The 23,066-nt window shown below is 64.2% G+C and carries 22 protein-coding genes; 7 read left to right on the top strand and 15 right to left on the bottom strand.

Going from position 1 to position 23,066, the window contains the following annotated elements; translation table 11 throughout:
• Positions 1 to 5 precede the first annotated feature (5 nt).
• The 3 genes from LAC81_RS10520 to LAC81_RS10510 form a co-directional block, all read right to left on the bottom strand.
• Complete coding sequence (locus LAC81_RS10520; RefSeq protein ID WP_223724726.1) at positions 6 to 863, bottom strand: sigma-70 family RNA polymerase sigma factor; 858 nt, start codon at positions 861 to 863, stop codon at positions 6 to 8.
• Positions 863 to 1,333: a carboxymuconolactone decarboxylase family protein gene (locus tag LAC81_RS10515; protein ID WP_223724725.1), complete on the bottom strand. Its 471-nt coding sequence runs from the start codon at positions 1,331 to 1,333 to the stop codon at positions 863 to 865. The genes LAC81_RS10520 and LAC81_RS10515 overlap by 1 nt, the downstream gene beginning before the upstream one ends.
• A 108-nt stretch (positions 1,334 to 1,441) precedes the next feature.
• Positions 1,442 to 1,705 (bottom strand): malate:quinone oxidoreductase, encoded by a 264-nt coding sequence (locus LAC81_RS10510; protein ID WP_223724724.1) that lies wholly within the window; start codon positions 1,703 to 1,705, stop codon positions 1,442 to 1,444.
• A gap of 175 nt (positions 1,706 to 1,880) precedes the next feature.
• On the opposite strand from LAC81_RS10510, the gene LAC81_RS10505 reads away from it, so the two are divergent.
• Genes LAC81_RS10505 through LAC81_RS10495 form a run of 3 tightly spaced genes read left to right on the top strand, consistent with a single transcriptional unit; the run spans position 1,881 to position 5,685 of the window.
• The gene (locus LAC81_RS10505; RefSeq protein WP_223724723.1) at positions 1,881 to 2,861 is read left to right on the top strand and encodes an ABC transporter substrate-binding protein; all 981 of its coding nucleotides are present in this window, start codon (positions 1,881 to 1,883) and stop codon (positions 2,859 to 2,861) included.
• A gap of 8 nt (positions 2,862 to 2,869) precedes the next feature.
• Entirely contained in the window at positions 2,870 to 4,642 is a 1,773-nt protein-coding gene (locus LAC81_RS10500; RefSeq protein WP_223724722.1) for an ABC transporter permease, read from the top strand.
• A complete protein-coding gene (locus tag LAC81_RS10495) occupies positions 4,630 to 5,685 on the top strand; it encodes an ABC transporter ATP-binding protein (RefSeq protein ID WP_223724721.1) in 1,056 nt (351 codons plus the stop codon). Before LAC81_RS10500 ends, LAC81_RS10495 begins: the two co-directional genes overlap by 13 nt.
• Before the next feature lie 8 nt (positions 5,686 to 5,693).
• On the opposite strand, the gene LAC81_RS10490 is transcribed toward LAC81_RS10495, so the two are convergent.
• Positions 5,694 to 5,990 carry a hypothetical protein gene (locus LAC81_RS10490; protein ID WP_223724720.1) on the bottom strand — a complete coding sequence of 99 codons (297 nt, stop codon included), beginning with the start codon at positions 5,988 to 5,990 and terminating at the stop codon, positions 5,694 to 5,696.
• A gap of 231 nt (positions 5,991 to 6,221) precedes the next feature.
• Here LAC81_RS10490 and LAC81_RS10485 point away from each other — a divergent pair, with 231 nt between their 5' ends.
• From LAC81_RS10485 to LAC81_RS10475, 3 genes are all read left to right on the top strand, one after another.
• Positions 6,222 to 6,830 carry a glutathione S-transferase family protein gene (locus LAC81_RS10485; RefSeq protein WP_223724719.1) on the top strand — a complete coding sequence of 203 codons (609 nt, stop codon included), beginning with the start codon at positions 6,222 to 6,224 and terminating at the stop codon, positions 6,828 to 6,830.
• A gap of 463 nt (positions 6,831 to 7,293) precedes the next feature.
• Entirely contained in the window at positions 7,294 to 8,328 is a 1,035-nt protein-coding gene (ftsZ, locus tag LAC81_RS10480) for a cell division protein FtsZ (RefSeq protein ID WP_223724718.1), read from the top strand.
• Positions 8,329 to 8,409: 81 nt separating this feature from the next.
• Complete coding sequence (locus LAC81_RS10475; RefSeq protein ID WP_223724717.1) at positions 8,410 to 9,171, top strand: nucleotidyltransferase domain-containing protein; 762 nt, start codon at positions 8,410 to 8,412, stop codon at positions 9,169 to 9,171.
• 136 nt (positions 9,172 to 9,307) lie between these two features.
• Here LAC81_RS10475 and LAC81_RS10470 read toward each other — a convergent pair whose 3' ends face one another.
• From LAC81_RS10470 to LAC81_RS10435, 10 genes are all read right to left on the bottom strand, one after another.
• On the bottom strand, positions 9,308 to 10,975 hold the full coding sequence (locus LAC81_RS10470) for an ArnT family glycosyltransferase (protein WP_223724716.1): 1,668 nt from the start codon (positions 10,973 to 10,975) through the stop codon (positions 9,308 to 9,310).
• 442 nt (positions 10,976 to 11,417) lie between these two features.
• A complete protein-coding gene (locus tag LAC81_RS10465; protein ID WP_223724715.1) occupies positions 11,418 to 13,112 on the bottom strand; it encodes a hypothetical protein in 1,695 nt (564 codons plus the stop codon).
• A 203-nt stretch (positions 13,113 to 13,315) separates the two neighbouring features.
• A complete protein-coding gene (locus LAC81_RS10460; protein ID WP_223724714.1) occupies positions 13,316 to 13,690 on the bottom strand; it encodes a hypothetical protein in 375 nt (124 codons plus the stop codon).
• Positions 13,691 to 14,027: 337 nt separating this feature from the next.
• Positions 14,028 to 14,159 carry a hypothetical protein gene (locus LAC81_RS38325; protein ID WP_268906697.1) on the bottom strand — a complete coding sequence of 44 codons (132 nt, stop codon included), beginning with the start codon at positions 14,157 to 14,159 and terminating at the stop codon, positions 14,028 to 14,030.
• 264 nt (positions 14,160 to 14,423) lie between these two features.
• The gene (locus LAC81_RS10455) at positions 14,424 to 15,602 is read right to left on the bottom strand and encodes an MFS transporter (RefSeq protein ID WP_223724713.1); all 1,179 of its coding nucleotides are present in this window, start codon (positions 15,600 to 15,602) and stop codon (positions 14,424 to 14,426) included.
• Positions 15,603 to 15,955: 353 nt separating this feature from the next.
• Positions 15,956 to 16,078: a hypothetical protein gene (locus tag LAC81_RS38320; protein WP_268906696.1), complete on the bottom strand. Its 123-nt coding sequence runs from the start codon at positions 16,076 to 16,078 to the stop codon at positions 15,956 to 15,958.
• A gap of 299 nt (positions 16,079 to 16,377) precedes the next feature.
• Complete coding sequence (locus LAC81_RS10450) at positions 16,378 to 16,611, bottom strand: hypothetical protein (RefSeq protein ID WP_113540489.1); 234 nt, start codon at positions 16,609 to 16,611, stop codon at positions 16,378 to 16,380.
• Between the two features lie 363 nt (positions 16,612 to 16,974).
• On the bottom strand, positions 16,975 to 17,394 hold the full coding sequence (locus LAC81_RS10445) for a hypothetical protein (protein ID WP_223724712.1): 420 nt from the start codon (positions 17,392 to 17,394) through the stop codon (positions 16,975 to 16,977).
• Positions 17,395 to 17,824: 430 nt separating this feature from the next.
• Positions 17,825 to 20,116 (bottom strand): mechanosensitive ion channel family protein, encoded by a 2,292-nt coding sequence (locus LAC81_RS10440; RefSeq protein WP_223724711.1) that lies wholly within the window; start codon positions 20,114 to 20,116, stop codon positions 17,825 to 17,827.
• Between the two features lie 353 nt (positions 20,117 to 20,469).
• Entirely contained in the window at positions 20,470 to 21,243 is a 774-nt protein-coding gene (locus LAC81_RS10435) for an SDR family oxidoreductase (protein ID WP_223724710.1), read from the bottom strand.
• Between the two features lie 291 nt (positions 21,244 to 21,534).
• Here LAC81_RS10435 and LAC81_RS10430 point away from each other — a divergent pair, with 291 nt between their 5' ends.
• Complete coding sequence (locus LAC81_RS10430; protein ID WP_223727802.1) at positions 21,535 to 22,437, top strand: LysR family transcriptional regulator; 903 nt, start codon at positions 21,535 to 21,537, stop codon at positions 22,435 to 22,437.
• A gap of 29 nt (positions 22,438 to 22,466) precedes the next feature.
• On the opposite strand, the gene LAC81_RS10425 is transcribed toward LAC81_RS10430, so the two are convergent.
• On the bottom strand, positions 22,467 to 22,955 hold the full coding sequence (locus LAC81_RS10425; RefSeq protein ID WP_223724709.1) for a hypothetical protein: 489 nt from the start codon (positions 22,953 to 22,955) through the stop codon (positions 22,467 to 22,469).
• Positions 22,956 to 23,066: the final 111 nt, after the last annotated feature.

Here is a 23,066-nt window from a genome sequence, read left to right as displayed (position 1 = left end):
GCCGGCTAATGCAGATGCGTGAGCTTGTCCGGGTTGCGCACCACATAGATCGCCACCACCTTGCCGTCCGCGATTTCGAGGGCGGTCGATTGCAGCTCGCCGTCGGCCTCTCGGGTCACAAAGCCCGGCAGGCCGTTGATGAAGCCGGCGCGTACCAGGGTCGAGCCGTTTTTGGCAAAGAGGACGGCCAGCTGCGCGTGCACCTTCATCACAGCATCGAAGCCGAGGATCGGCTGCAGGGCGGCCGGGCGTTTGCCGCCACCGTCGGAATGGACGCTGACGTCGGCTGCAAGCATAGCGCCGAGCGTCTTCATGTCGCCGCCGCGCGAGGCGGCGTAGAAGGCGTTGGCAAATTCGAGGCCGCGCTGCTGCTCGATCTGGAAGCGGGGGCGTTCCTCGCGCACATGGGTGCGGGCACGGGCCGCCAGCTGGCGGCAGGCGGCGGCATCGCGCTCGATCGTCACGGCCACCTCGTCGAAGCTCTGGCCGAAGACGTCGTGCAGCAGGAAGGCGGCGCGTTCCAGCGGCGACAGCCGTTCGAGTGCCAGCATCAGGGGCAGGGTGACGTCGTCCTCCGGCTCCGCCTCGACGACGGGATCAGGCAGCCAGGGACCGACATAGGTCTCGCGCTTCAGCCGCGCGGATTTCAACTGGTCGAGGCAGAGCCGCGTGACGGTGCGGCGCAGGAACGCTTCGGGCTCGCGCACGGACGTGCGGTCGGCCCCCATCCAGCGGATGAAGGCCTCCTGCACCATGTCCTCCGCATCGGCGACGGAGCCGAGCATGCGGTAGGCGACGCGGATCAGCTGCGGACGCAGCGGGTCGAACACCGCCGCTGCGTCCTCATGGGCGCTGTCCGCCATCAGGCGGCAGCCTGTGCGGCGGCCTTGGCGGCGGCCGGGTCGACCCAGAGGCCGAAGCCGACGGCGAGACGGTTCCAGCCGTTGATGACGTTGATCATCAGCGTGAGCTTCACCTGTTCCTCCTCGGTGAAATGATCCTTCAGCACCTGATAGGCCGATTCGTGAGTGTGGCCTTCAGACAGACGCGTCAGCGCTTCGGTCCAGCCTAGCGCGGCGCGCTCGCGATCGGAATAGCAGGGCGCCTCGCGCCAGGCCGAAAGCAGGTAGATGCGCTGTTCCGTCTCGCCCTTTTCCCGGGCTTCCTGCGTGTGCATGTTGATGCAGTTGGCGCAGCCGTTGATCTGCGAGGCGCGGATCTTGACGAGTTCGATGACGGTCGCGTCCAGGCTCGCGGCGACGGCCATCGAGACACTGGTCCAGCTCTTCATCAGTTGCGGGGCAGCGGCGAAAAGGTCGATCTTGGCAGTCATGGTTCCGTTTCCTTTCGTTGGTTCCGATACCATGACGAGACAGGAACGGCCGGTGTGACATCGCCCGTGAATTTTTTTACGGATCTTTTGTGGCGCGCCCGGCAGCGCCTATTCCGCGGCCGGTTGGCTGCGGCGTTCCACGATCGACTGAAACAGATCGGCCTGGCGTTCGGTGGCGAGGCGAATTTTCTTGAGCTGTGCGAGCAATGAGCCGAAGGCCGCAAGCGCGATACCTGCGCCGATGGTGGGTGCTGCCGACTGCAAGGCAAGGACAATGCCCAACCAGCCGAACGACGGCACGGTTGCCTGCAGCGCGATCGCCAGCGATACGACAACGACCACCGCCCCGGCAATTTTCAGAAACGCGTCCATGGTAGTTCCTCTACTCGCATTCCGTGCAGATTTTCTTGGTCCACACTTCATGTCAAGGGAGCTTGTGTTCTTCCGGTCGGGGAGCGCGACAGGCAGCTTGCCGTTCTTTCCTGTCACACCCCTGTAAAAGGGCCGCTCTATCCCTCGGCGCCAGTTTCAACACGAGGGTATACTCATGAAATCGTTCGTTTCCGTCCTTGCCGGCGCGCTGGTCGCAGGCCTGCTTTCGACCGCGGCTTACGCCGAAAAACTGGTGCTCTATACAAGCCAGCCGAACGAGGATGCGCAGGCGACGGTCGACGCGTTCCAGGCGGTAAATCCGGGCATTGAGGTGGAGTGGGTGCGCGAAGGCACGACCAAGATCATGGCCAAGCTGATGGCCGAGATCGAGGCGGGCAATCCGGTCGCCGACGTGCTGCTCATCGCCGACACCGTGACGATGCAGCGGCTGAAGGAAGCAGGCCATCTCGCCGACTACAAGTCGCCGGAAGCGGCGAACTTCGACGCAGCTCTCTATGATGCGGACGGTGCCTATTACTCCACCAAGATGATCACGACCGGCATCGTCTACAACACGTCCGCCGCCATGAAGCCCGCGGGCTGGCAGGACCTGGCGAAGTCGGGGGCCAAGGGTCTCGTCACCATGCCGAGTCCGCTGACCTCAGGTGCGGCTCTGATCCATGCGCAGACGCTGACCGGCATCGACGGTCTCGGCTGGGATTATTACAAGGCGCTTGCCGCAAACGGTGCGACGGCTGCCGGCGGCAATGGCGGCGTGCTGAAGGCAGTTGCAACTGGCGAGAAGGCCTATGGCATGCTCGTCGATTTCATGGCGATCCGCGAGAAGGCCAAGGGCGCGCGTGTCGAGTTCGTCTTCCCGGCCGAGGGCGTGTCTGCCGTGACCGAGCCGGTCGGCATCCTGAAGACCGCCAAGAACCTGGATGCTGCCAAGAAGTTCGTTGACTTCCTGCTGTCCGAGGAAGGCCAGAAGGCGGCGGTGAAGATGGGCTATATCCCGGCCCGCAACGGCGTGGCGCTGCCTGAGGGCTATCCGGCGCGCGAGACGATCAAGGTGCTGCCGGTCAACGCCGCTGAAGCCGTGAAGAATTCCGACGCGGATCTCAAAACCTTCTCCGGCATCTTCGGCACGAACTGATTGCCGGAATGCTGGAACGTAGTGATGCGCGCAGCCGGTCCCGCTGGCTGCGCTTTCCCTTTCAGGGCCGGACGATCGGCGTGTCCAAGGTGCGGGCAGGGGCGAGCCCTGCTGCGGAGCCGCGCTGGCTGGTGCCCTTCGTTTTCGCCTGCCTGCTTCTCCTCTGCCTGCTGCCGCTCTTCAGCCTGGCGAAGGCCGGCTTCGCAGGGCTCGTCTCTGGCCGGTCGATTGGCGTGCTCACGGAGCCGGCGACCTTTGCGGCGATCCGCAACACGCTGATAACGGCGACCGGCGGCATGGTCGTCTCCGTCGTCATCGGCGCGCTCTTTGCCTTCTCGGTGGCGCTGACGGATGTGCGCGGCAAGCTCATGCTTAGCTTCGCCTTCATGCTGCCGATGATGATCCCGCCGCAGGTGACGGCGCTTGCCTGGGTGGAGATGACGGGGCCGGCGAGCCCGCTGTTAAAGACGCTCGGGATCGCACCGCCGCTCGGAAGCCCGCAGCCGCTCTATTCGCTGGCTGGCATCTCGCTGCTTTTCGGCGTCCAGCATGCGCCGCTGGTCTTCCTGGCGCTGAAAGCCGGGCTTTCCGCCGCGCCGCGCGACGGGGTGGAGGCGGCACGGCTTGCCGGGGCCACGCCATTTCGCGTCTTTCGCGACATCGTCGCGCCGCTGTCGTTGCCGGGGTTGATTGCAGGTGCTGCTATCGCCTTCGTTTCCGGCGTCGGCAATTTCGGCATTCCGGCAATCCTCGGCATTCCCGCGGGGATCGAGGTGCTGCCGACCCTGATCTATACGCGGCTCGCAAGTTTCGGCGCCGGCACCTTCGGCGAGATCGCCCTGCTTTCCAGCCTGATCGCCTTGATCGCCGCCGCCGGGCTGATCCTGCAACAGCGGGCGCTTGCGGGGCGGGACTATCGCATCATCGGGATTTCCGGCGCCAATGCCGCCTTTTCGCTCGGGCGTTTCCGCGTGGTCGTCGAACTGGCCCTCGTGGCAATCCTGTTTCTCGTGCTGGTGGCGCCGCTGTCAGCCCTTGTCGCAAGCTCGCTGGTGCCAGCCTATGGCGTGCCGCTCAACTGGCAGACCGTGTCGCTGCGCGCTTACGAAGAAATCCTCTTCCGCCAGGCGATGACGCTGAAGGCGCTTGGCAATTCGATGTTCCTTGCGACCGGCGCAGCACTCGGCCTGCTCGCGGTCTCCGTGCCGGCTGCCTATCTCATGACCCGGCGCAAGGGGTGGCTGGCGGATACGCTCGGCATTCTCATCGAAATTCCCTATGCGCTGCCGGGCATCGTGCTGGCGGTCGCCTTCATCCTAACCTTTGCAGCAGCGCTGCCTCTGCTCAACGTTTCGCTCTACGGCACGATCTGGATCATCCTCATCGCCTATTTTTCCTCGTTCCTCGCCGTCAGCCTCAAGCCTGTCATGAGCGCCTTCCTGCAGATGGATCCGTCGCTGGAGGAGGCGGCGCGTCTCTCGGGTGCGGGTTTCCTGCAGCGCATGCGCGACGTGATCCTGCCGCTGGTGGCGCCGGCCGCCGGCGCTGCGATCATCCTCGTCTTTCTGATTGCCGCCAACGAGCTGACGGTTTCGGCGCTGCTCTGGTCTGCCGGCACCCAGACGCTCGGCGTTGCCATCTTCAACCTCGACGACAGCGGCTCGTCAGACCTTGCGGCCGCGCTCTCGGTGCTTGTCGTGGTGATGGTCGTCGCCCTGATGGCCGCACTCGAGGCGCTCGCAAGATATCTTCCCGAAGGCGTGCTGCCATGGCGCAACTGATCCTGAATCATCTCACCAAGCATTTCGGCGGCGGCCGGCCGGCGGTGGCGGATGTATCGCTGACGGTACGAGAAGGCGGCTTCCTGGCGCTGCTCGGGCCGTCGGGCTGCGGCAAGACGACGGTGCTGAGAATGATCGCCGGGTTCGAGCAGCCAAGCGATGGCTCGATCGATTTCGGTGAAAGACGGCTTTCCGACGCGGCACGGGCGCTGCCGCCGGAACGGCGCAACATGGCGATGGTGTTCCAGTCCTATGCGCTGTGGCCGCATATGACGGTGGCAGAAAATGTCGGCTATCCGCTGAAGGTGCGCGGGGTTTCGGGTTCGGCGTGGCAAAGAAGCGTCGGTGATGCGCTGGCGCTGGTGAAACTGACGGACTACGCCGATCGCCGGCCGGCAGCGCTTTCTGGCGGCCAGCGTCAGCGCGTGGCGCTCGCCCGCTGCCTGGTGACCTCGCCGGACGTAGTGCTGCTCGACGAGCCGCTCGCCAACCTCGACCAGCACCTGCGCAAATCGATGGAAGAGACCTTCCGCATCTTCCACGAGCGCTCGGGTGCCACGATGATCTATGTGACACACGACCAGGCCGAGGCGATGGCGCTTGCGACCGATGTCGCCGTGATGTCCGAGGGACGGCTGATGCAGATGGCGCCACCGGCCGAGATCTACGCCAGGCCCGAAGGCGCCGTCGTCGGCGGCCTCATCGGCCGAGGCTCGGTTCTCAAGCTGGCGGTGCCGGAGGGCGCGCCGCGGGCGCTGGAGTGGCCGACGCTGCGGTCAGCACTTGCCGGTAGCGGCGAGGCGGGCGCGGGGAACGCAGCCGTTGGTGACGTGCCAATGCGTGACATTCTCGTGCGCCCGGAGCATGTACGCCACGACGGCGAGGGCATGGCGTTTCGCGTCATCTCCTGCGTGTTCGAAGGCGAACGCTTCGCCCTGACGCTGGCGCTGCCCGATGGCCAGGCGCTGAAGGCCTATGGCGACAGGGCGATCATGCCGGGAGAAACGGCGCGCTTCGTCATCAGCCAGGGGTGGCGGCTCTAGCGTCGGCCTCAATCGCAATCGGGCTTGTCGAGCTGGACTTCGAACTGGCGCGGGCCGACCACCCCGGGCTTCGATGGCAGGCCGACGATCCGCGCGATGACGGTGCATTTGCCGGCGATGACCGCATAGCGGTCGCGACCCTGGCTGATGATCTTGTCGATCGGATATTTGGGAACGGCGACGGCGACCGCGTTGATGACGGCGTTGAGTTCGCGAGCGCGCTGATAGTTCGGCGCAAGGGCTGCCGCCGCCTGGCTGGCGGCAAGGAGGAGGGCGAGGCAAAAGGCGGCAGACCGGGTGAACATGGCAGGGCTCCTGTTTCAAAGGAGGCAAGCATGATGGCCGACGATATTCAAGCTGCCGCTCCGCTTCCGATTTATCCCAGGCAATGGGAGACTGGCGGACAATTCAGGAATTTCGGGGGAGACGAAATAAACCATTGAGTTAAATAAAACCGGTTGCTATAAGCAATCGGTACTCCGCGCTATGCGGTTGAGGAGGAACGAGGCGGATAGCCTCATCGACAGGAGGATAAGATGAAGCTTTATCAGGGCATGGGCCCGAATTCGTATCGCGTTCGCATCTTCATGGCGGAGAAGGGGATTTCGCTGCCGATGGTGGATGTCGATTTCGGCAAGGGCGAGCACAAGGCGCCGGAGTTCCTGGCAGTCAATTCGCTCGGCCAGATCCCGGTGCTCGAACTCGACGACGGCACGATCATCACCGAGAGCGTCGCGATCTGCCGCTATCTCGAAGAGACCAAGCGTGAGCCGCAGCTTTTCGGTCATGACGCCGTCAGCCGCGCCAAGGTCGAGATGTGGAACCGTCGCGCCGAACTGGTCATCCTCGGCACCGTCGGCAATGTGGCCCTGCATTCGGATGCCTTCTTCGCCGAGCGGCTGACGCAGTTTCCGGCCTTTGCCGAGACCGAGCGGGTGGCGGTGCCGAAGAAGTGGGGCTGGCTCGACGACGAGCTCTCCGATGGTCGGCCCTATCTCGCCGGCGAGGAGTTTTCGATCGCCGACATCACCGCCGGCGTCACCGCCTGGCTCTGCGACGTCTTCGGCATGGAAATCCCGGCATCGGCGAAAAACGTCCAGCGCTGGCTGGAGCGGGTGCGCTCGCGGCCGAGCTTTGAGGCTTAGCGCCACGTTTGAGGGAAGGGCGCCTCTCGTATTGCCTCTAGATGTCGAGATCGACCCCTCATCCGGCCTGCCGGCCACCCTCTCCCCGTTGTCACGGGGAGAGGGTGACTCGCGGCAGCTGCTCGCTCTACATCAGGCATTCCCAATCGCTGCGTTGTTTTGCGGCAGTTCCACTCGGCGAGGTGGCCTCCGTCCGCGTCCCCTCTCCCCGCTTGCGGGGAGAGGGTTAGGGCGAGGGGTGAAGTCACCTAAAGCGTTGATTGCATGGCCAAACACATTCCCGAACAGAGCGCTGCCAAAGCCGTCTCTTCCGCCTTTCCGGCCCCGCTAAAATACTTATGTGGATAGCGCTTCCGTCCTTTTTCCTTGCCTTCTCCATGGCTTTTTTCAATTCCTAAAATACAAGCTGCCCCGATTCGCCGCTGCCGGTGCCGCGCGAGGCGCCGGCTCTAGGAGACAAGCCATGAACGATTTCAAGAAGCCCACGATCACCGAAATGCGCCCGAAGATCACTGTCATCGGGGTCGGCGGCGGTGGCGGCAACGCCATCAACAACATGATCAACGAAGGGCTTCAGGGCGTCGAATTCGTGGTGGCAAACACAGACGCGCAGGCGCTTGCGATGTCGAAGTCGTCGCGCATCATCCAGCTCGGCGCGGCCGTGACCGAAGGTCTCGGCGCCGGCTCGCTGCCGGATGTCGGCCGGGCGGCGGCGGAAGAATCGATCGACGAAATCATGGACCACCTTGGCGGCACGCACATGTGCTTCGTCACCGCCGGCATGGGCGGCGGCACGGGCACGGGCGCGGCACCCGTGATTGCGGCAGCGGCGCGCAAGGCCGGCATCCTGACGGTCGGCGTCGTCACCAAGCCGTTCAGCTTCGAGGGCAAACGCCGCATGGAAACGGCCGAGCTCGGAATAGAGCGCCTGCGTGAGGCGGCCGATACCGTGATCGTCATCCCCAACCAGAACCTGTTCCGCATCGCCGATGCCAAGACCACCTTTGCCGATGCCTTCGTGATCGCCGACCGGGTGCTCTATTCCGGCGTCGGCTGCATCACCGACCTGATCGTCAAGGAAGGCTTGATCAACCTCGACTTCGCCGACGTGAAGTCGGTCATGAAGGGCATGGGCCGGGCGATGATGGGCACCGGCGAGGCGACCGGCGAGGGCCGCGCGCTGAAGGCGGCTGAAGCGGCAATCGCCAACCCGCTGCTCGACGAAGTATCGATGCGCGGCGCCAAGGGTGTCTTGATCTCCATCTCCGGCGGCATGGACATGACGCTGTTCGAGGTGGACGAGGCCGCGACCCGCATCCGCGAAGAAGTCTATGACGAAGCCGACATCGTCGTCGGTTCGATCTTTGACCGCACGCTCGACGGCACCTTCCGCGTCTCCGTCGTCGCGACCGGCCTCGATTCCGGCCGATCGGCCAACAATGCCGCGGGCGCTGCCGCCGGCCAGCCGGCACCGGCACCGGTCCGCACGCTGCAATAGCTTCACGCGTCCATCGCTTCCTTCAAGGATCCTCCCGATGTGAACGCCATATCGGGAGGATCCTTGCGTTTGGGGGCTCGAATGTGCAGCAAGAGTGACGACCGTGTGGCCGAGGCGCTGGCTGCGGCCGAGGCGGTTCTCGCCGAGCGCTTTCCGAAGGCAAGCTTTGCCATTGTTGCGGGCTCGATCCTGCGTGGCGAAGGCACGGCGTCCTCCGATATCGACCTTGTGGTCCTGCACGAGACCGTGCCCGCCGCCTGGCGTGAGAGTTTTCATTCCCATGGGTTTCCGGTGGAGGCCTTCGTGCACGATGCCGAGACGCTCAACTGGTTCGCCGATCAGGATGTCGCAGGCGGCCGGCCGGTGCTTCTGGATATGCTGGCGGGCGGCGTCGCGGTCGGCCGCGGGCTGGCACGCGCTGAAGCACTTCAGGACGGTGCGCGGCGGCGTCTCGGGATGGGGCCGCCACCGCTGACGTCGGAGCAGCGCGACGCGCTTCGCTATCAGATCACCGACCTCATCGACGACCTTCGCGATCCACGCCCGGCTGCCGAGACACGCACCATCGCCGCCGAGCTGGTGACGCCGCTTGCTGACCTGATGCTTCGTGGGCGCGGGCACTGGTCCGGTCGCGGCAAGTGGCTGCCGCGGCTGGTTTCTCACCTGGACGAGGGCCTTGCCGAGCGCTTCGATGCCGCCTTCCGGCAGGCGGGCGAAGGGCAGGTGGCGGAATTGATCCGGCTTGCCGAAGAAGAACTGCAACCCCATGGCGGGCCGTTGTTCGACGGTGACCGGCGTGTGGCGCCACCGAGCGCCCGGCGCGCCGGCGACCTGTCCGGGTGAGGACCGTCATTGGCCTCGACAGTGTTGCCCGTGCTATTGGACGGACAATGCCGCAGTCGCACTTGGATCGGCTGTGCGTCTTTGCCCCTCAAGTCGAGTTCGACACAGGCAGAATTCAGGCGGCAGGCGGAGGCGCTCAAGGGGTGGCATCGGGCAGGACCGGCTGCTCGTCAGGACCTGATGCGAGCATGCGCGCGGCGCGCCCGCGGCCAGCCTTGCCGCGGTTTCCCGGCGGCGCCAGCCGGTAGATCAGCATCGTGTCGTCGTCGACGACGCGCTCGGCTGTCTTGTCGAGGTGGGCAATCAGGCCTTTGTTGTATTCGAGGAAGCGGCGTCGCTGCATGTCGCGGGCGTTCTTGGTGATGCCGAACCAGCTGGCGTTTCTGGCGCGCAGTTCTTCCAGCGCCTCGATCGCGTCGTCGTCTTCCAGCAGCATTGACCATTCGGTTTCGCCGCCGCCGGGCGGGAAGACCCAGCCGCGGCGGCGGCTGTAATAGATCGCCACGGGATCGCCGATCGTCGGCGTTGCGGTGATGACGAGCTCGCCGGGCTGGCTGAGTTCGCTGAGCCTGGTGCCGAGCTTTTCGCCGTGATCGGCATAGGGCGTTTTCATCAGCGACAGGCCGGGGATGCTGCCGCCGATGACGACGACGGCGGCGATGGCCGCAAGCCGTAGCGCGCGGGTGTGCAACCCCTGTTCGCGGCCGATGCCGACGAGCAGGATGAGGCCGCGCCCGGCAAGGGCCGCCATCGGCACATTGAAGATATGGAAGTTCCAGGGGTTGGTCTTGATCTCGCGCGCGGCGAAGACATAGACGAGCGCGGCCCCCAGAAACCAGACGTGGAAGAACCAGCGCGCGCTGGAGGCGGATGCGTCGTCCGGCGCCCCTTCGTTTGCCGCCGGCGGTGCGGTCAGGAGCGCGATGCCCGTGAGGATCACCACCGGCAGGGTGAAGAGCCAGCTGCTGGCGATCTTCCAGGTGGCGGGAATGTAGAAAGCCTCTTCGAAGAACCTGGCAAAGCCATCGCTCCAGAGGTAGCCGCTGCCGGCCACATGGTAGGGCGGGTAATTGGTGCCGAGATAGTGCGCCCAGCGATAGTAGCCGAGGATCAGCGCGCCGGCGACGAGCGCCACACCGAGGATCACGAGCAGGCGGCCGAGGCTGAGCCTGCCGCGCTGGTGCAGGATGACAAAGGTCGCGTAGGTCATCGGCACGACCACGGCGATGCCCGGGAGCTTGGCGAGCACGCCTATCGTGGTCAGCAGGCCGGCGGCGATGAGCACGGGCAGGCGATCGTTCTCAAGATAGGCGACATAAGCCCAGGCGCCCGTCGTCACCAGCGCCAGCATGGCCGGATCCGGCAGGAACGAGCGGTCGATCATGACAGCGCCCGGCATGATCGCCAAAAGGAAGGCGCCGGCATGGGCGTGGGCCTCGTCCCAGAGCCGCGCGATCAGCCGATGCAGCGCGAAGACGCCCCATACGCCGAAGGCGATGGCGACGAGCCGGCCCCAGGTGTCGTCCCAGCCGAAGACGGCATAGAGAAGAGCGGTGATATAGGAGATGACCTGCAGCTCGCGGCCCTGATAGGAAGGGTCCGGTCCGGTCCAGCTGACCTCCGGAAAGAAGATGTTCCAGCTGCGCAGGAAGAAATTGTCGGCCATCATCGCCGTGCTGGCCTCGCGCCAGCTGAAGGCATCTACCAGCGGCTGCTGAACGTCATGCAGGCGGAAGAGGGCGGCGAGCACCAGGATCGCGGCAAGCACCGCGCCATTCATGTGCTTGTGATCGAACCCCGACATATGCCTCCCCAGGCGCGCCGAACGACCCTGACGACGCCCGCGAACGGGACGGCCGCCCCCATCGAGGGGGCCGCCGAGCGCTGGCCTCTGCGGCCGCCAGTCTAGATCACTATAATTAAGTAATCGCTGATTGTCTTGGTGTGAAAAGTCGGAAAGCGGCCCTGTTTTCCGGCCGAGATGCATCGTCAAGTCTAATCCCTGGCGTGTGCTGTAGCCCAAAGGGACAGCTTGTCCAGAAACGCGCCCGGTCCTATAACGTTAATACAAGCAAACTGTTGAGCACGACGCTCGCAGTCGCGCGTTGCTTTCGACTTTGACCACGGATGTACTGGCACGGTTTTGAGAGCGCAAGAAAAGGAAGGCCGGAGCCGCGCCCAGCCACTTACTTAAATGTGGAATCGACTTTCGGGTCGATTCCACATTTATTAGTTATCGCTAACTTTCAGTCGAAATAGAGGATATCCTCGAAGCGAACTGGCCCCTTGGCGAGGCCCAAGCGCATGGCGGGTGTCTGGCCATCCTTGCCCTTGGCGATGAAGTTGAAGTAGGTGCGGAAGATCACCAGGCACTTCTCGACCATGTCCGGTGAATAGAACCCGTACAGGTACCACTTCCGAGCCGCCCGCCTCGGATATGACGGCGCTCGTTCCAGCCCGGCGATGCTGCGGCGGACCTGCATGAAGAACCTGTCGACCTGGTGGAGCGAGACATCGTGGAGCACCCTTGCGATCTGCAGGCCAGTCCGCCTGCCGTCGTCTGTGTACAAGCGGACACGCTTTCCGGGTTCTGACTTGTTGATGTACGGGTATTCGACCTCGGTGGTCCTGAGGTGCTCGCTTCGCTCCGAGGTGCCCATCCGATCCAGCCCGCTAATCTGCAGGAAGAATGTCAGCCAAGCCACGAATGGATGAAGGAAGGGATACGCCTCCTCGGCGAGCGCCTTGATCTTGTTGGCCGCCATCACCCGCTCGTTCTTCTCGTCGATGGTGGAGTTCTTGTCGAACGACATCACTGCCACGTCCAGCTTGCGGGCCATCGCCTTGTCGACCCAGCCCGCCAACACCGCAGTCGGGAGACCGGGGTCAGCGTCGAGCGAAAAGTACACATGGTCGGCGCGGCCGAGCAGATGGCGGAGATATCGGAAGTGCCCTATTGCCAGATAATCGATGTGAACCATCGCCCCCTGCCTGGGTAGCTGGCGGTCTTCGGTCATGTGCTCTGGCGACTCCTGGTCCTCGCGGACTGGTCGAAACACGTTCGATGGAAGTGACAGGGCGCTGGCGTAATCCTCGAAGTTCCAAAGGCGGGCGTACTCCCGGAAGGCGGGGCGCTTCAGGAGATCGTCGCATTCCTCGACGAGCTGCTGGACCTCCAGCGTATTGAACCGGAGATCAAGCTGCGGGTGGCAGGCGAGCACGTATCCGGTGTTGAGGCAGCTCGTTGCGATTGCCCGGAACTGGATCGTCTTGCGCATCGCCTTGGTCGGCCAGTTGACCATGTAGTCCTGCATGTCCGTGCAGAGACGCATGTCGCCCAGGTCCATCGTGGGAAGGCGACGCTCGCGGTCCGCGACGAACTTGGCGCACTGGCCGTGGATAAAATCGATCTTGTCGTAAACCGTCTTGATATTCAGGCCCGTGACCTGCGCGATCTTGGCAAGGGCGACCTTTGCGACGAGAAGCTGGAAGACGGTCTTGTTCTCGTGCGACTTCCGATGCCTTGCATGCCGCCTTGCCGCCGAAAAGGTCGTCCGGCATTTACGGCACCGGTATCGTGGGTCGCCGCTCGCGTTGGTGCCGTGGCGGTAATATTCTCCGGGATGCGAATCAAGCGGCTTCGAGTGGTTCGAGCAGGCCTTCTTCGTGCACCTGTGGCCACGAGGCGCGGCGAGCGACTGGAGGTGTCGGTCGAACTCCTCCCATACCGCCTTGTTGCTTTTGACGATGGAGGATACCCCGCAGGTGCGGCAGACGAGGAGGGCATCATCCGACTTCCCGGACACCACGTATGGCGATCTGCCGTTCGACTTGCCTCTGCCACGCTGATCCTCGATGTCAGCTTCGATCCCGAAGTTCGGGCAGTGCGGGTTCTTGCAGAAGTTGACGTTCACTCCCTGGAAGGGGAGAGGCAATCGCAAGCGTTTTTGGGTCTCCGAAAAAATCTCCGGCATACGCAATACCCCCGATAACCGACGTTGTAAGGGGTATTGCTGAAGACGGTCCTAACGATTCCACATTAAAGTAAGTGGCTGGGGAGCCGCGCGCTCCGGCCTTTTTGTTGGCGCGGGGCTCGAGGGGCCGATGTGGTGGGCCAGCAGGGCTACCTGCGAACGTGCCGTCATCAAGGGAAGCGCGGTTCCCGCCGTTCGGCTTCCTCGAGCACGGAGAGCGGAAGGGAGGGGCGGTTGATTTCCGCAAGCGTCAGCCTGCCATCGATGGCGACAGCGACATAGCGCCGGCAGAGGTCCAGCGCCATCTCGGCCCGACTGGAATAGGACGTTCCCTCGAGGTCCGTCTCCTTGAACTCGGTCTCCGCTTCCTGTGCGCACGTCGCCACGAGTTCCTGCGCGGCACCCGGGTGCTTGCGCAGTGCCGCAATCCCCCGCTCGTACCTGGCATAGCCGATGAGCGGATCGGGCCGGGGCGCGAACAGCACGATGGCGGTTGCGCACAGAAGCGCGACGCACATGCCGGCGGCGACGAAGCGGAGGTTCATGATGACTGTCGTATAAATTGTTTTGTGTGATCTTCTATCGCAACTTTGCCGTTTGGCAAGGTGCCTGAAGATCTCCCGACAATTCGGGCGAGGCGGCGCGAACTCGCAATGGCCGACGGCCGAGTCTCGTTTGGTTCCCTTTCACGAATTGTTCCTCACCCAATTGGGGGAAGCGAGTGTGATAGAACTGCTTTCGTGCTCGGAGCGTTCTCTCATCGTTCGTAGCGTATTAGCCCTTGCGCAATTGGGCGCGACCAATTTCCGATGTGGCGGGGCGATGGCTAGGCCGCGGATGGGGCAAGCGAGGCCGCGAGAGGTCGGTCGTCCACGGGGCGGTTTAGAGGCTCAACAGCCAGAAGAACGCGCCAAACACGAGGATGAAGGCGACGACGGCGCCGATGAACCGCAGCATGCCGGTGTTGGTGTCGCCGGTGCCGACAAGACAGTACCAGAGATTGTCGTTCTTCATGGTGCAGCGCTCCGTTATGCGTGTTGTGGTCTTACCAGAACCACCCGGGGATGAAAGCGCAAACCTGCTTCTGGCTCCTATGCCGCGGGGCCCTTTGTGTATTTTCGCAGGTCGAGGCCGAACTGGCGGCAGGCTTCATCGAGTATCGTCGGCGCATCAGTGTCCGGCGCATCCCGGTCAAGCCCGAAGGGATTTTGCACGCGGTGCGTTCCGGATGCGTGCCGATGACGGCCAGGTGTGTTTGGCCGTCATCGGCGCTCGCTGCTATCCGGAGCGCGCCTCTGTCAACTTCGGGAATGCGCAGAGGATGGCCACCGAAGCGAAGTGGATGGCGCTGACGACGAGGGCTAGGGCCCACAGGCCCATGGTGATGACGGGCGCTGCCGCCATCGTGCCCAGCGTCGTCGTCATGAAGACGAAGAAGACGATGAGCGCTGCGCCCCGGGCATCATTGCTGCCGGACGCGACGATGCCGCGGTAGAAGCCGATGGGGCCGCGCAGGCCGAGGCCAATGCCCATGGGCAGAAAGAGAACGGGCACGAGCAGCGGGTTGGTTCCGCCCGAGAGGCCATAGGCGAGGAGGGCAAGCGCGCTTGCGGCCGCCATCGCACTGCCGGCCAGTATGACCTCTTCGGTGCCGAAACGTTCGGCGATCTTCGCGGTCAGGTTGGCGGCGACGATAAAGCCCGCGACGCTGACGATCTGCACGATGATGAAGTCAGTGAGCGTGCCGCCCATCGTCTCGACGATGACCATGGGAATGCCGAAGACGAAGGTCAAAAGCCCGCCGAGCGTCATCGCCTGGCTCAGCGCATAGCGCATGAAGACGGGATCGGTCAGCAGTTGTCGATAGGTGCCTTGCGTGCCGCCCGTTCGTTGCCCGCGGGGAAGACCGATCAGCAGCATCAGCACGAAGACGATCGCGCCGGCGGCACCGAGAAGCTCGAACGAGGATTGCCAGCCGAAATGCGCAAGAAGCGCTACGCCAGCAATCGGCACAAGGGCCGGAACGAGCGACTCGACGCTTCCGAGAAAGCCGACGGCACGCACGGCCGTCTTCTCGCTGAACAATTGCCGGATGACACCCGGCGCAAACACAGGCGCTGCACTGGCAGCAACGCCTTGCAGGAAACGAAGGCCGATGAGCACGTAGATATCCGGCGCGAAGGCCCCGGCGAAGGAAGTGGCGGCAAAGGCGGCAAGGGCTGCGACCATCAGCGTCTTGCGATCGAAGTGATCGGCAAGGCGGCCGAAGAGCAGGAGGCCGAAGGCACTGCCGCCGACATAGGCGGCAAGCACCATCTGCGCAGTCGCCTCGCTGGTGGAAAACACGCCCGGCAGAACCGGAACGGCGGGCAGGATCAGATCGGTGCCGGCAAGGGAAAGTGCTGTGCAGATGATGAGCAGGATGAAGGTAAAGGAAGCGCTGGATGATCGGGTCATAGCCGAACCACCAGGCTGCGGGAGAGCGCATGTCGCATCGTGAACGTCTCGATATCAGTTGGGAGGGTCGGCCTGATCTCCCGCCCCTAGAGCGGGAGGGTCGGCCAAGCCGTTCCCGCTGCTATCCAGAGACGCAAATAGGGAATGCGGCCGCCGGAGCGGTCAGAGGTTTGGCAGCAATGACGGCGCGAAACGATTGCATGCGGCGATGATTGCAGAAGACGGAGGTCGCTGCAAGACGGAATAAAACCTATGCGGGAGCCAAACGTCAGATTTCGCGGGGGCGAATTTGCGGGTGGGAGTACGTCCGCCTTGTCGGGAGCGGGTTGCGAAGAAGGGCTGCGGCGGCGCCATTACAGCGCGGCCAGTTCCTCGGCCGTTGCGACGATCTGGTGGTTGCCGAGCGAGTGGTCGGCATACTTGAACGCCAGTATGCTCATGACCGATGCGAAAAGTGCTACCAGGATGATACGCATTGGGGCGCTCCGAGCTCTTCCTGCCTGACCATTATCCTTCGCTGTGTCAGGCGTTGACCGAACCGGAACCGCTGCCCCGGCTGAAAGGCCTTTGGCCTTTGTGTGCTTCTTTTACCAAGGGGAGAGGTCGTGCGTTGTTCCCGCGGGGACAGGGCGCAAGGGAAGGGACGGGGCGGCCACGCCTTGCAGCCGGATGCGCTTGTGGTCTGCCGCGATGGAGCGAGGAGGGCTGGTCCGTGCCTCACCTCCAAGAGGCGCGTGGGAACTCAGGGCGACCAGGCCGCCCTGAGCGCGGCGCATTAGCCGGCGTACGTCTTTCCTTTGGTCGGTCCGCCGTTGTTGCTTGGGCCGTTGCCGTTCCTGTTCGTGCTGTAGCCGGGGTTACGGTTTGGCCCCACGGCCAGTTCGATCGTTTGCTCCGTCGTGAGAACGGTCTTCTCTTCGGTCGGCACGGCAAAGCCGGCCTGGGGCACGGCCGCGAAGGCGGACGTCGCGAAGGCGAGTGATATCGCAGTGGCAAGGATGGTTTTCATGGGCAGTCTCCTCAGTTCGATCCACGCGCAGCAAGCGCGGGATCGCTTGGGCCTAGATGTTCTGGCGACCGCGCGACATACGGCACTTGCCGTAGTTCATGAGTAGCAAGACCCGCGAAATTTCGGGATGGTTACGGGAGGGTTGAAGAAGGTGGCCACAAGGCGCGTGGTGATCCGTGGCGAGCGCCTGGTGCTATTTCCTGCAACACTGCGCGTCCTATCAGACGCGCCACCGTCGCTGTCGCGCTTTGAATTGCTGCATGTTTTGCCCTTTGATCGGGCGACCAAAGTATATGTCTCTCAGGTGGGGTATGTGAAGGTTGCAGCCGGCGCCGGCGCCAGCCTGGAAGCCTGGAAGCCTGGCTACGGTGTTTGGTGGCGCAACAGCAGCGTGCCAAGCCGCGGGTACCTGCGCAGCACCAACTCGATTGCGACGCCGCCGTAATCGCGCCCCTCGAAGATGCCGACTTCATCGCAGGTGCCGCAATATGTTCGGCTTTCGCCATAGCCAAGCGAACATTCACGCTCGGGGCAGGTGATCTCAAGTTCGCGCTTCCCCCTGCCGAACTTGAAGGTCATCTTGCTTTCGGCGGACGGGGTGAATTCGCACGGTTTCTCGACGAAACAGGCGACCTCGCCTGCCACGGGATCCTCACCATCCAGCATCAGCGCATAGTGCAGCGCGTAGGTGGGCGGTTCGGCGTGGACGGTGGCCAAAGGCAGAAGCGAAAGGGCAAGGGCAGACAGGGCTAGAGCAGACGGGGCGAGGCGCATGGATCGCATCAGGCAACATCCTCGGGGCAGCGGCAACATGACAGCATCGGCAGGGTGCCGCAGCGCCTGAGCCTCGTCTGTTGTGCTTGAGGTAATGCAACAATGATGTCAAAACTGTAGCGGGCGCTGGCCATCGGATGCTCTTTTTGCTTGCGTGGCCTTGCTTGTCCCGATCGGCCCTATTTGGCCGGCTTGTCGAGCGAAATGAACCGCGATTTTGCGGGGGGCAGCCAGCCGATCCCATTGTCGCATTCCATCGGCAGCAAGCCGGATGACCTGGCCTGTGCCTTAGGTTCCATCGACCGTGAAAATACATGCCGCTCAAGCTGTGGAAGGAGTTGTCGCTGACAGGGCTCAGGCTTTGCTTGATGGCGAGGCCACGCTGACACCAGCCCGCGACGGCGCAGGAAGTCTGTCACCGCATCGCGCGGATTGGCCGTTACCCCTCCGCGTCGGCCGCCTCTGCCGCCGCCGGCTTCTTTGCCAGTGCCAAGTTTGCCGCTGCCGCCTCGGCTTCCGCGGCACCGGCAGCGCCCGAGCGTACGGTCACGGCGTTGGAGGCGAGGTCGAGGCCGGCTTCGCGCAGTGCCGGCAGCAGTCGCTTCATCGCCTCGCGCTGAAGGATGCTGGGGTTTCCGGGCCTTGCAGTGAACTTGAGGCGGACGACGAGGGAGTTCTCGGTGACGTCCTGGATGCCCTGCATCTTCAAGGGCACGAGGAACTCGCCGCCGATCTCGGGATCCTCCAGCATGGCGAGACCGACCTTCTTGATGGTCTTGCGGATCTTTTCGGGGTCGGCGTCGCGTTCGAATTTCAGCTCGAACTTCACGGTGCTCCAGTCGCGGCTGAAATTGGTCACCGCCTGCAGCTGGCCGTAGGGGATGGTGTGGATCTGGCCGTTCTGGTGGCGGAGCCTCAGCGACCGCAGCGAGATGCGCTCGACCGTGCCCTTGAGCTTGCCGGTATCGACATATTCGCCGACGCGGAAGGCATCGTCGGCGATGAAGAAGATGCCGGAGACGACATCCTTCACCAGCGTCTGCGAGCCGAAGGAAAGGGCGAGGCCCAGCACGCCGAAGCCTGCGATGAGCGGTGCGATGTTGATGCCGAGCGCCGAGAGGATGACGAGGCTTGTGACCGCGAAGATGCCGCCGAAGATGAGGTTGCGGACGAGCGGCAGGATGGTCGACAGCCGGCTTGCCTGATGAGCGATCGTCTCCTCTTCGCTGTCGCCGGGCATGGCGACGCGGGCCGACGGCGAAAACGCCTCGAAGCTTCGCCAGAGGAAGCTGCAGATCACCCAGGCGACGACGACCGCAAGGCTGATGCGCTCGAGGATGACGATCCAGCCGATGGCAGCGGCAGTGTCGTCCCGGATCATCACAGGGCGCCAGAGCTCGATGATGATATGCAGGCCGATCAGCCAGGTGGCGCCGGCAAGCGCCGTCTGGATGCTGCCTGAAATCGCCGCATGCAGCCTGGAGGAGGCGGGCGTGCGGCGGCGCTCGGCTGCGGCACCGGCCAGCGAATGAATGCCGAAGGCGAGGATCGGCAAGGCGAGCAGGATGATCTGCGTGGTGCCGCCGGCAAAGCTCCAGGCGGCGCTGTTGGGGCTGCCGGCGACGATGACGCTCATCAGCCAGAGCACGATGGCGCTCAAGGCATAGAACTCCGGCACGCCGAAGGCGATGGCCCGGCGCACGGGGCCGGGGTTCTGGCCGGCAAAGAGTGCGCGGATATCGCCGCTGCCCGCAATGAACCAATGGAGTTTCACCAGCGTCAGGATGCTCACGCCGATCAGCAGCCAGCCGTCGGTGGCGGCGAGCTCCAGCCCGCGCTGGTGGGCAAAGCGCACGCTGGCGCCGACGACGGCGCCGAGCGCGCCATAGGCGGCAAGCATGGTGGCGTGAAAGCGCGGATGGGCGATATCGAGCAGCCGGATCTCGGGCCGGGTGGGTGCGAAGAGGAAGCGGGCACCGACCGCATAGGCCGCGGAGACGACGCCGATGGTAACGAGCGCGTGGGCAAGCTCTGCCGAGGCCGTGCCCGGCGCGAGGAACAGGCGGGTGAGGCTATGGGCGATGACGGCGAAGATCACCAGATAGGCGATGTCGAGGCCGAGCCGGATCAGCGAGGCGCGCATGCGGTGCAGGAGATCCACCACCTCGAAAGAGGCGCCGAAGAGCCGGTGAATGAGGGACCGGCTGGCAAAGGCGGCGGCAAGCCCCGCGGCAATGGCGAGCACAGCAATGGCGGCGACGGAGACGACCGACCAGCCCTCGGCGCGGATGCCTGCCGCGACGTCAGCCATCACCCCGGCAATGCCGGACATGCCCGTAAGGCCCATCTGCAAGCCATTGAGAAAACGCGCAGAAAGCGTGTCGAAGGAATCTTCGGGGTTTGCCGAGGGAGCGCTTTGCGGGGTCGCTGCCGCGCCGCTTTCGGCAGCCGTCGGTGAAGCGACTTCGGCCGTCGGCGCGCCGGCTGCACTTCCGGGTTTCGTCGCGTCGCCTGCTGCCGCCGGGCCTGTCGCGTCACGCCATTCGACCGTGACCGGCCCGCCGGTCTTCGCCGCGGCCCTAAGCGTCTCCTCAATCTCGGCTGCACTTTGGCCGGGCGTGAGAATGACGGTGATCGGCGGTGGCGTCTCGGCGAAAGCGGGCAGGGCGACCGCCAGAAGCAGCGCGAGCATTGCCGGCAGGAGACGGCAGAAGAAAGAGACACGCACCATGTAATTCATCCAACAAGATCGGTTTTGCGCCGTACGGCTTTACGCATCACATTACATAACGTTCTAAAATTCCAATCGTATTTTGAGCGACAGGACCTCGCAGCGGCTGCCGCTCTCTTCGGGTTTAGCCCCGGGACCAACTCTCTCGCCGCTAACGGGGAGAGACGCTGGGCGCACGTTCGAATGCAAACCTCACCCTCTCGTGGTCCGGCTTCGGATTTGGCAAATCCGGTGCCGTTTGTCCCTTCTCCCCGTGGAAACGGGGAGAAGGTGCCGGCAGGCGGATGAGGGGCTACTCCCTTACGGATGAAATTCCCTCACCGCGCGGAAGGGGCCTCTCCGCGGGCATGAGATCACTTCGTCGTGTAGCCGCCGTTCACCAGGATCGTCTGGCCGGTCATCCACCAGCCGTCGGAGACGAGGAAGCGGATATAGGGGACGATATCCTCGATGTCGGTGAGGCCGGTCTTGGAGAAGCCGGAGAGGGCGGACGCGGTCTTGTGGTAGGCGACGGCGTCTGCCCCTTCGGCCGGGTAGAAGAAGGGCGTATCCATCGGGCCGGGACCGATGGCGGTGACGGAGATGCCGCGGGTGCCGAATTCCTTGGCGGCCGCGCGGGTGAAGTGTTCGACCGGCGCCTTGGTGCCGGCATAGGCCGCGTAGAAGGGCGTGAAGGCGCCGAGAAGCGAGGTGACGAGCGTGCAGACCTTGCCGTTGTCGCTGACGTTTCTGCCCGCTTCACGCAGGAAGAAGAAGGCGGACTTGGAATTGACCGCGCTCATCTCGTCATATTCGGCCTCGGTGATCTCGACGAAGGGTTTCTTCAGCACCTTGCCGACGGTGTTGACGGCGATGTCGATGCCGCCGAGCGCCGCCTTGGCATCGGCAAAGAGCTGCTCGACATTGGCGGCGCGGGTGAGATCGCCGGAAAAGGCGTGGGCCGCGGCACCGGTCGCCTTGATTGCCGCCACCGTTTCTTCCGCGGCCGCCCTTGTGGCGGCGCTGTTGTAGTGGATCGCGACGCCGCGGGCGCCGTGTTCGGCGAGATCGCGCGCCAAGAGGCCGCCGAGGTTCTTCGCGCCACCGGCGATCAGAACGGATTTACCCTTGATGCTGTGGTCTGCCATGGTCGTCTCCTTTATCGGCCGCTTGCTGCGGCCGGTTTGCGGGCGAGCGTGGGCTCCGGCGCGCGAGATGCGCAGGTCCCCGGTGCGTTCTGGCGGTTTGTTCTGTGCTCGATGACCGTCCGGGCGCCGCACGCCGCGTTTCAAACTGCGCGGGCCTTGCCGCCGCCTGTGCAAAAGGCCAGGGCAACGACAGGCATCGCAGGGTTGAGAATATCGTCCGCGCTGCTGGTATAAAGCTACCGTTCGTGACATGACTTGTCAGATTATACGAACAATGGCTTTTGGATCGGCATGGACAGGATCGAGCTTTTCCGCATCTTCACCCGTGTCGTCGAAAGTGCGAGCTTTACCCGCGCGGCCGATACGCTGGGCCTGCCGCGCTCCTCTGTTTCGGCGGCGGTGCAGACGCTCGAAACCCGGCTCGGCACGCGGCTGCTGCACCGCACGACGCGCAAGGTGGCGCCGACACAGGATGGCGCGGCCTTCTACGAGCGCTGCCTGCGGCTGATTTCGGATATGGACGAGGCGGAGAACCTCTTTCGCCGCGATACGAGCGGCCCGACCGGGCGGCTGCGCGTCGACCTGCCGAGCCGCATCGGCCGGCTGATCGTGGCGCCGGCGCTGCCGGAGTTTCTCGACCGTTACCCCGGCATCGATATCGATCTCGGCATGACCGACCGGGCGGTGCACCTGATCGAGGAAAGCGTCGACTGCGCGCTGCGCGTCGGGCCGCTTGCCGATTCCGGCCTGATTGCCCGGCCGTTCGGCACGCTGCGGCTGATCAATGTCGCAAGCCCCGACTATCTTGAGCGCCATGGCACGCCGAAGACGCCCGCCGATCTCGCCGAACATTTCGCGGTCAACTATGCCTCGCCCTCGAGTGGTCGGGTGGAGGACTGGGAGTGGATAGAAGGCGGCGAGGTGCGCACGGTTGCCGTTGCCGGCCGGGTCAGCGTCAACAGCGCCGAGGGCAGCATCGCCTGCTGCCTTGCCGGCCTCGGTCTCATCCAGATTCCGGCCTATGACGCGATCGACCACTTGAAGGAAGGGCGCCTCGTGGAGGTGATGCCCGACCATAACGCCGCGCCGATGCCGATGGCGCTGCTCTACCCGCACCGCCAGCACCTGTCGCGCCGGCTCAAGGTGTTCGCCGATTGGCTGGAAGCGCTGATGCGGGGCGTGATTGCGGCGTGAGGGGCGGTGCGGGCGTGGTATCGCGTGCGCTAGCTGATCGTCTGCATGCAGCGTCGGCCGTTCCATGGCAGGAAGTCCGATACGCCGGCGTTCCATTTGCCGGTGAATTCGGAGAAGTCCGGGGTGAAGGTGACGATCAGCTGGCCGTAGCCGTATTTGTCGCGCCACATGAAGGTTCGGGTGAGATCGCTGCCGTCGCCATCGTCACCGGTTTCGGCAAGCTCGCCCTCGACGGCGTTGCCCTGATCGGAGAACACGTATTTCCCGATGACGGTGCCGCTGGCATCGGTCTCGAAGTGCGTTTGCGCGTCCGTCAGGACGCCGGCGGAGGAAAGTTGGCCGCAATAGGTTCCCGAAGGCGCACGGCTTGTCTCGCCCGCCATCGCGGCAGGGGCAAACGTGGCTACGAGCAGGATTGCGGCGGTCCATGAAATCGTTGCTGTCAACGCGGCACCTTTGCGTGTCGGGCATGTTGCGGCTGCGTCGCCACGCGGCAGCGACTCGGCGCCCGCTGCCATGGGCGGTCATCGCCGCCTCAAAATCAAGGCGCTCATGCATTCCTTGCCGGAGCGCTCACCACGCCGTTGCCGAAAGGGCGGACTTTCCCGACCGCGGAACCGCCAGCAGGC

Origin of the sequence: Ensifer adhaerens (assembly GCF_020035535.1) — a bacterium.
Lineage (GTDB): Bacteria > Pseudomonadota > Alphaproteobacteria > Rhizobiales > Rhizobiaceae > Ensifer.
This window is presented reverse-complemented; position numbering and strand designations above follow the sequence as displayed.

Excerpts from the sequence above, each read along its gene's own strand:
- LAC81_RS10455 (WP_223724713.1), bottom strand. The coding sequence starts at position 15,602 with ATGACCCGATCATCCAGCGCTTCCTTTACCTTCATCCTGCTCATCATC.
- LAC81_RS10510 (WP_223724724.1), bottom strand. The coding sequence starts at position 1,705 with ATGGACGCGTTTCTGAAAATTGCCGGGGCGGTGGTCGTTGTCGTATCG.
- LAC81_RS10495 (WP_223724721.1), top strand. The coding sequence starts at position 4,630 with ATGGCGCAACTGATCCTGAATCATCTCACCAAGCATTTCGGCGGCGGC.
- LAC81_RS10430 (WP_223727802.1), top strand. The coding sequence starts at position 21,535 with ATGGACAGGATCGAGCTTTTCCGCATCTTCACCCGTGTCGTCGAAAGT.
- LAC81_RS10500 (WP_223724722.1), top strand. The coding sequence starts at position 2,870 with ATGCTGGAACGTAGTGATGCGCGCAGCCGGTCCCGCTGGCTGCGCTTT.
- LAC81_RS38325 (WP_268906697.1), bottom strand. The coding sequence starts at position 14,159 with ATGAAGAACGACAATCTCTGGTACTGTCTTGTCGGCACCGGCGACACC.
- LAC81_RS10475 (WP_223724717.1), top strand. The coding sequence starts at position 8,410 with ATGTGCAGCAAGAGTGACGACCGTGTGGCCGAGGCGCTGGCTGCGGCC.
- LAC81_RS10515 (WP_223724725.1), bottom strand. The coding sequence starts at position 1,333 with ATGACTGCCAAGATCGACCTTTTCGCCGCTGCCCCGCAACTGATGAAG.
- LAC81_RS10450 (WP_113540489.1), bottom strand. The coding sequence starts at position 16,611 with ATGAAAACCATCCTTGCCACTGCGATATCACTCGCCTTCGCGACGTCC.
- LAC81_RS10490 (WP_223724720.1), bottom strand. The coding sequence starts at position 5,990 with ATGTTCACCCGGTCTGCCGCCTTTTGCCTCGCCCTCCTCCTTGCCGCC.
- LAC81_RS10520 (WP_223724726.1), bottom strand. The coding sequence starts at position 863 with ATGGCGGACAGCGCCCATGAGGACGCAGCGGCGGTGTTCGACCCGCTG.
- LAC81_RS10485 (WP_223724719.1), top strand. The coding sequence starts at position 6,222 with ATGAAGCTTTATCAGGGCATGGGCCCGAATTCGTATCGCGTTCGCATC.
- LAC81_RS10440 (WP_223724711.1), bottom strand. The coding sequence starts at position 20,116 with ATGGTGCGTGTCTCTTTCTTCTGCCGTCTCCTGCCGGCAATGCTCGCG.
- LAC81_RS10425 (WP_223724709.1), bottom strand. The coding sequence starts at position 22,955 with ATGGCAGCGGGCGCCGAGTCGCTGCCGCGTGGCGACGCAGCCGCAACA.
- LAC81_RS10470 (WP_223724716.1), bottom strand. The coding sequence starts at position 10,975 with ATGTCGGGGTTCGATCACAAGCACATGAATGGCGCGGTGCTTGCCGCG.
- LAC81_RS10460 (WP_223724714.1), bottom strand. The coding sequence starts at position 13,690 with ATGAACCTCCGCTTCGTCGCCGCCGGCATGTGCGTCGCGCTTCTGTGC.
- ftsZ (WP_223724718.1), top strand. The coding sequence starts at position 7,294 with ATGAACGATTTCAAGAAGCCCACGATCACCGAAATGCGCCCGAAGATC.
- LAC81_RS10505 (WP_223724723.1), top strand. The coding sequence starts at position 1,881 with ATGAAATCGTTCGTTTCCGTCCTTGCCGGCGCGCTGGTCGCAGGCCTG.
- LAC81_RS10445 (WP_223724712.1), bottom strand. The coding sequence starts at position 17,394 with ATGCGATCCATGCGCCTCGCCCCGTCTGCTCTAGCCCTGTCTGCCCTT.
- LAC81_RS10435 (WP_223724710.1), bottom strand. The coding sequence starts at position 21,243 with ATGGCAGACCACAGCATCAAGGGTAAATCCGTTCTGATCGCCGGTGGC.
- LAC81_RS38320 (WP_268906696.1), bottom strand. The coding sequence starts at position 16,078 with ATGCGTATCATCCTGGTAGCACTTTTCGCATCGGTCATGAGCATACTG.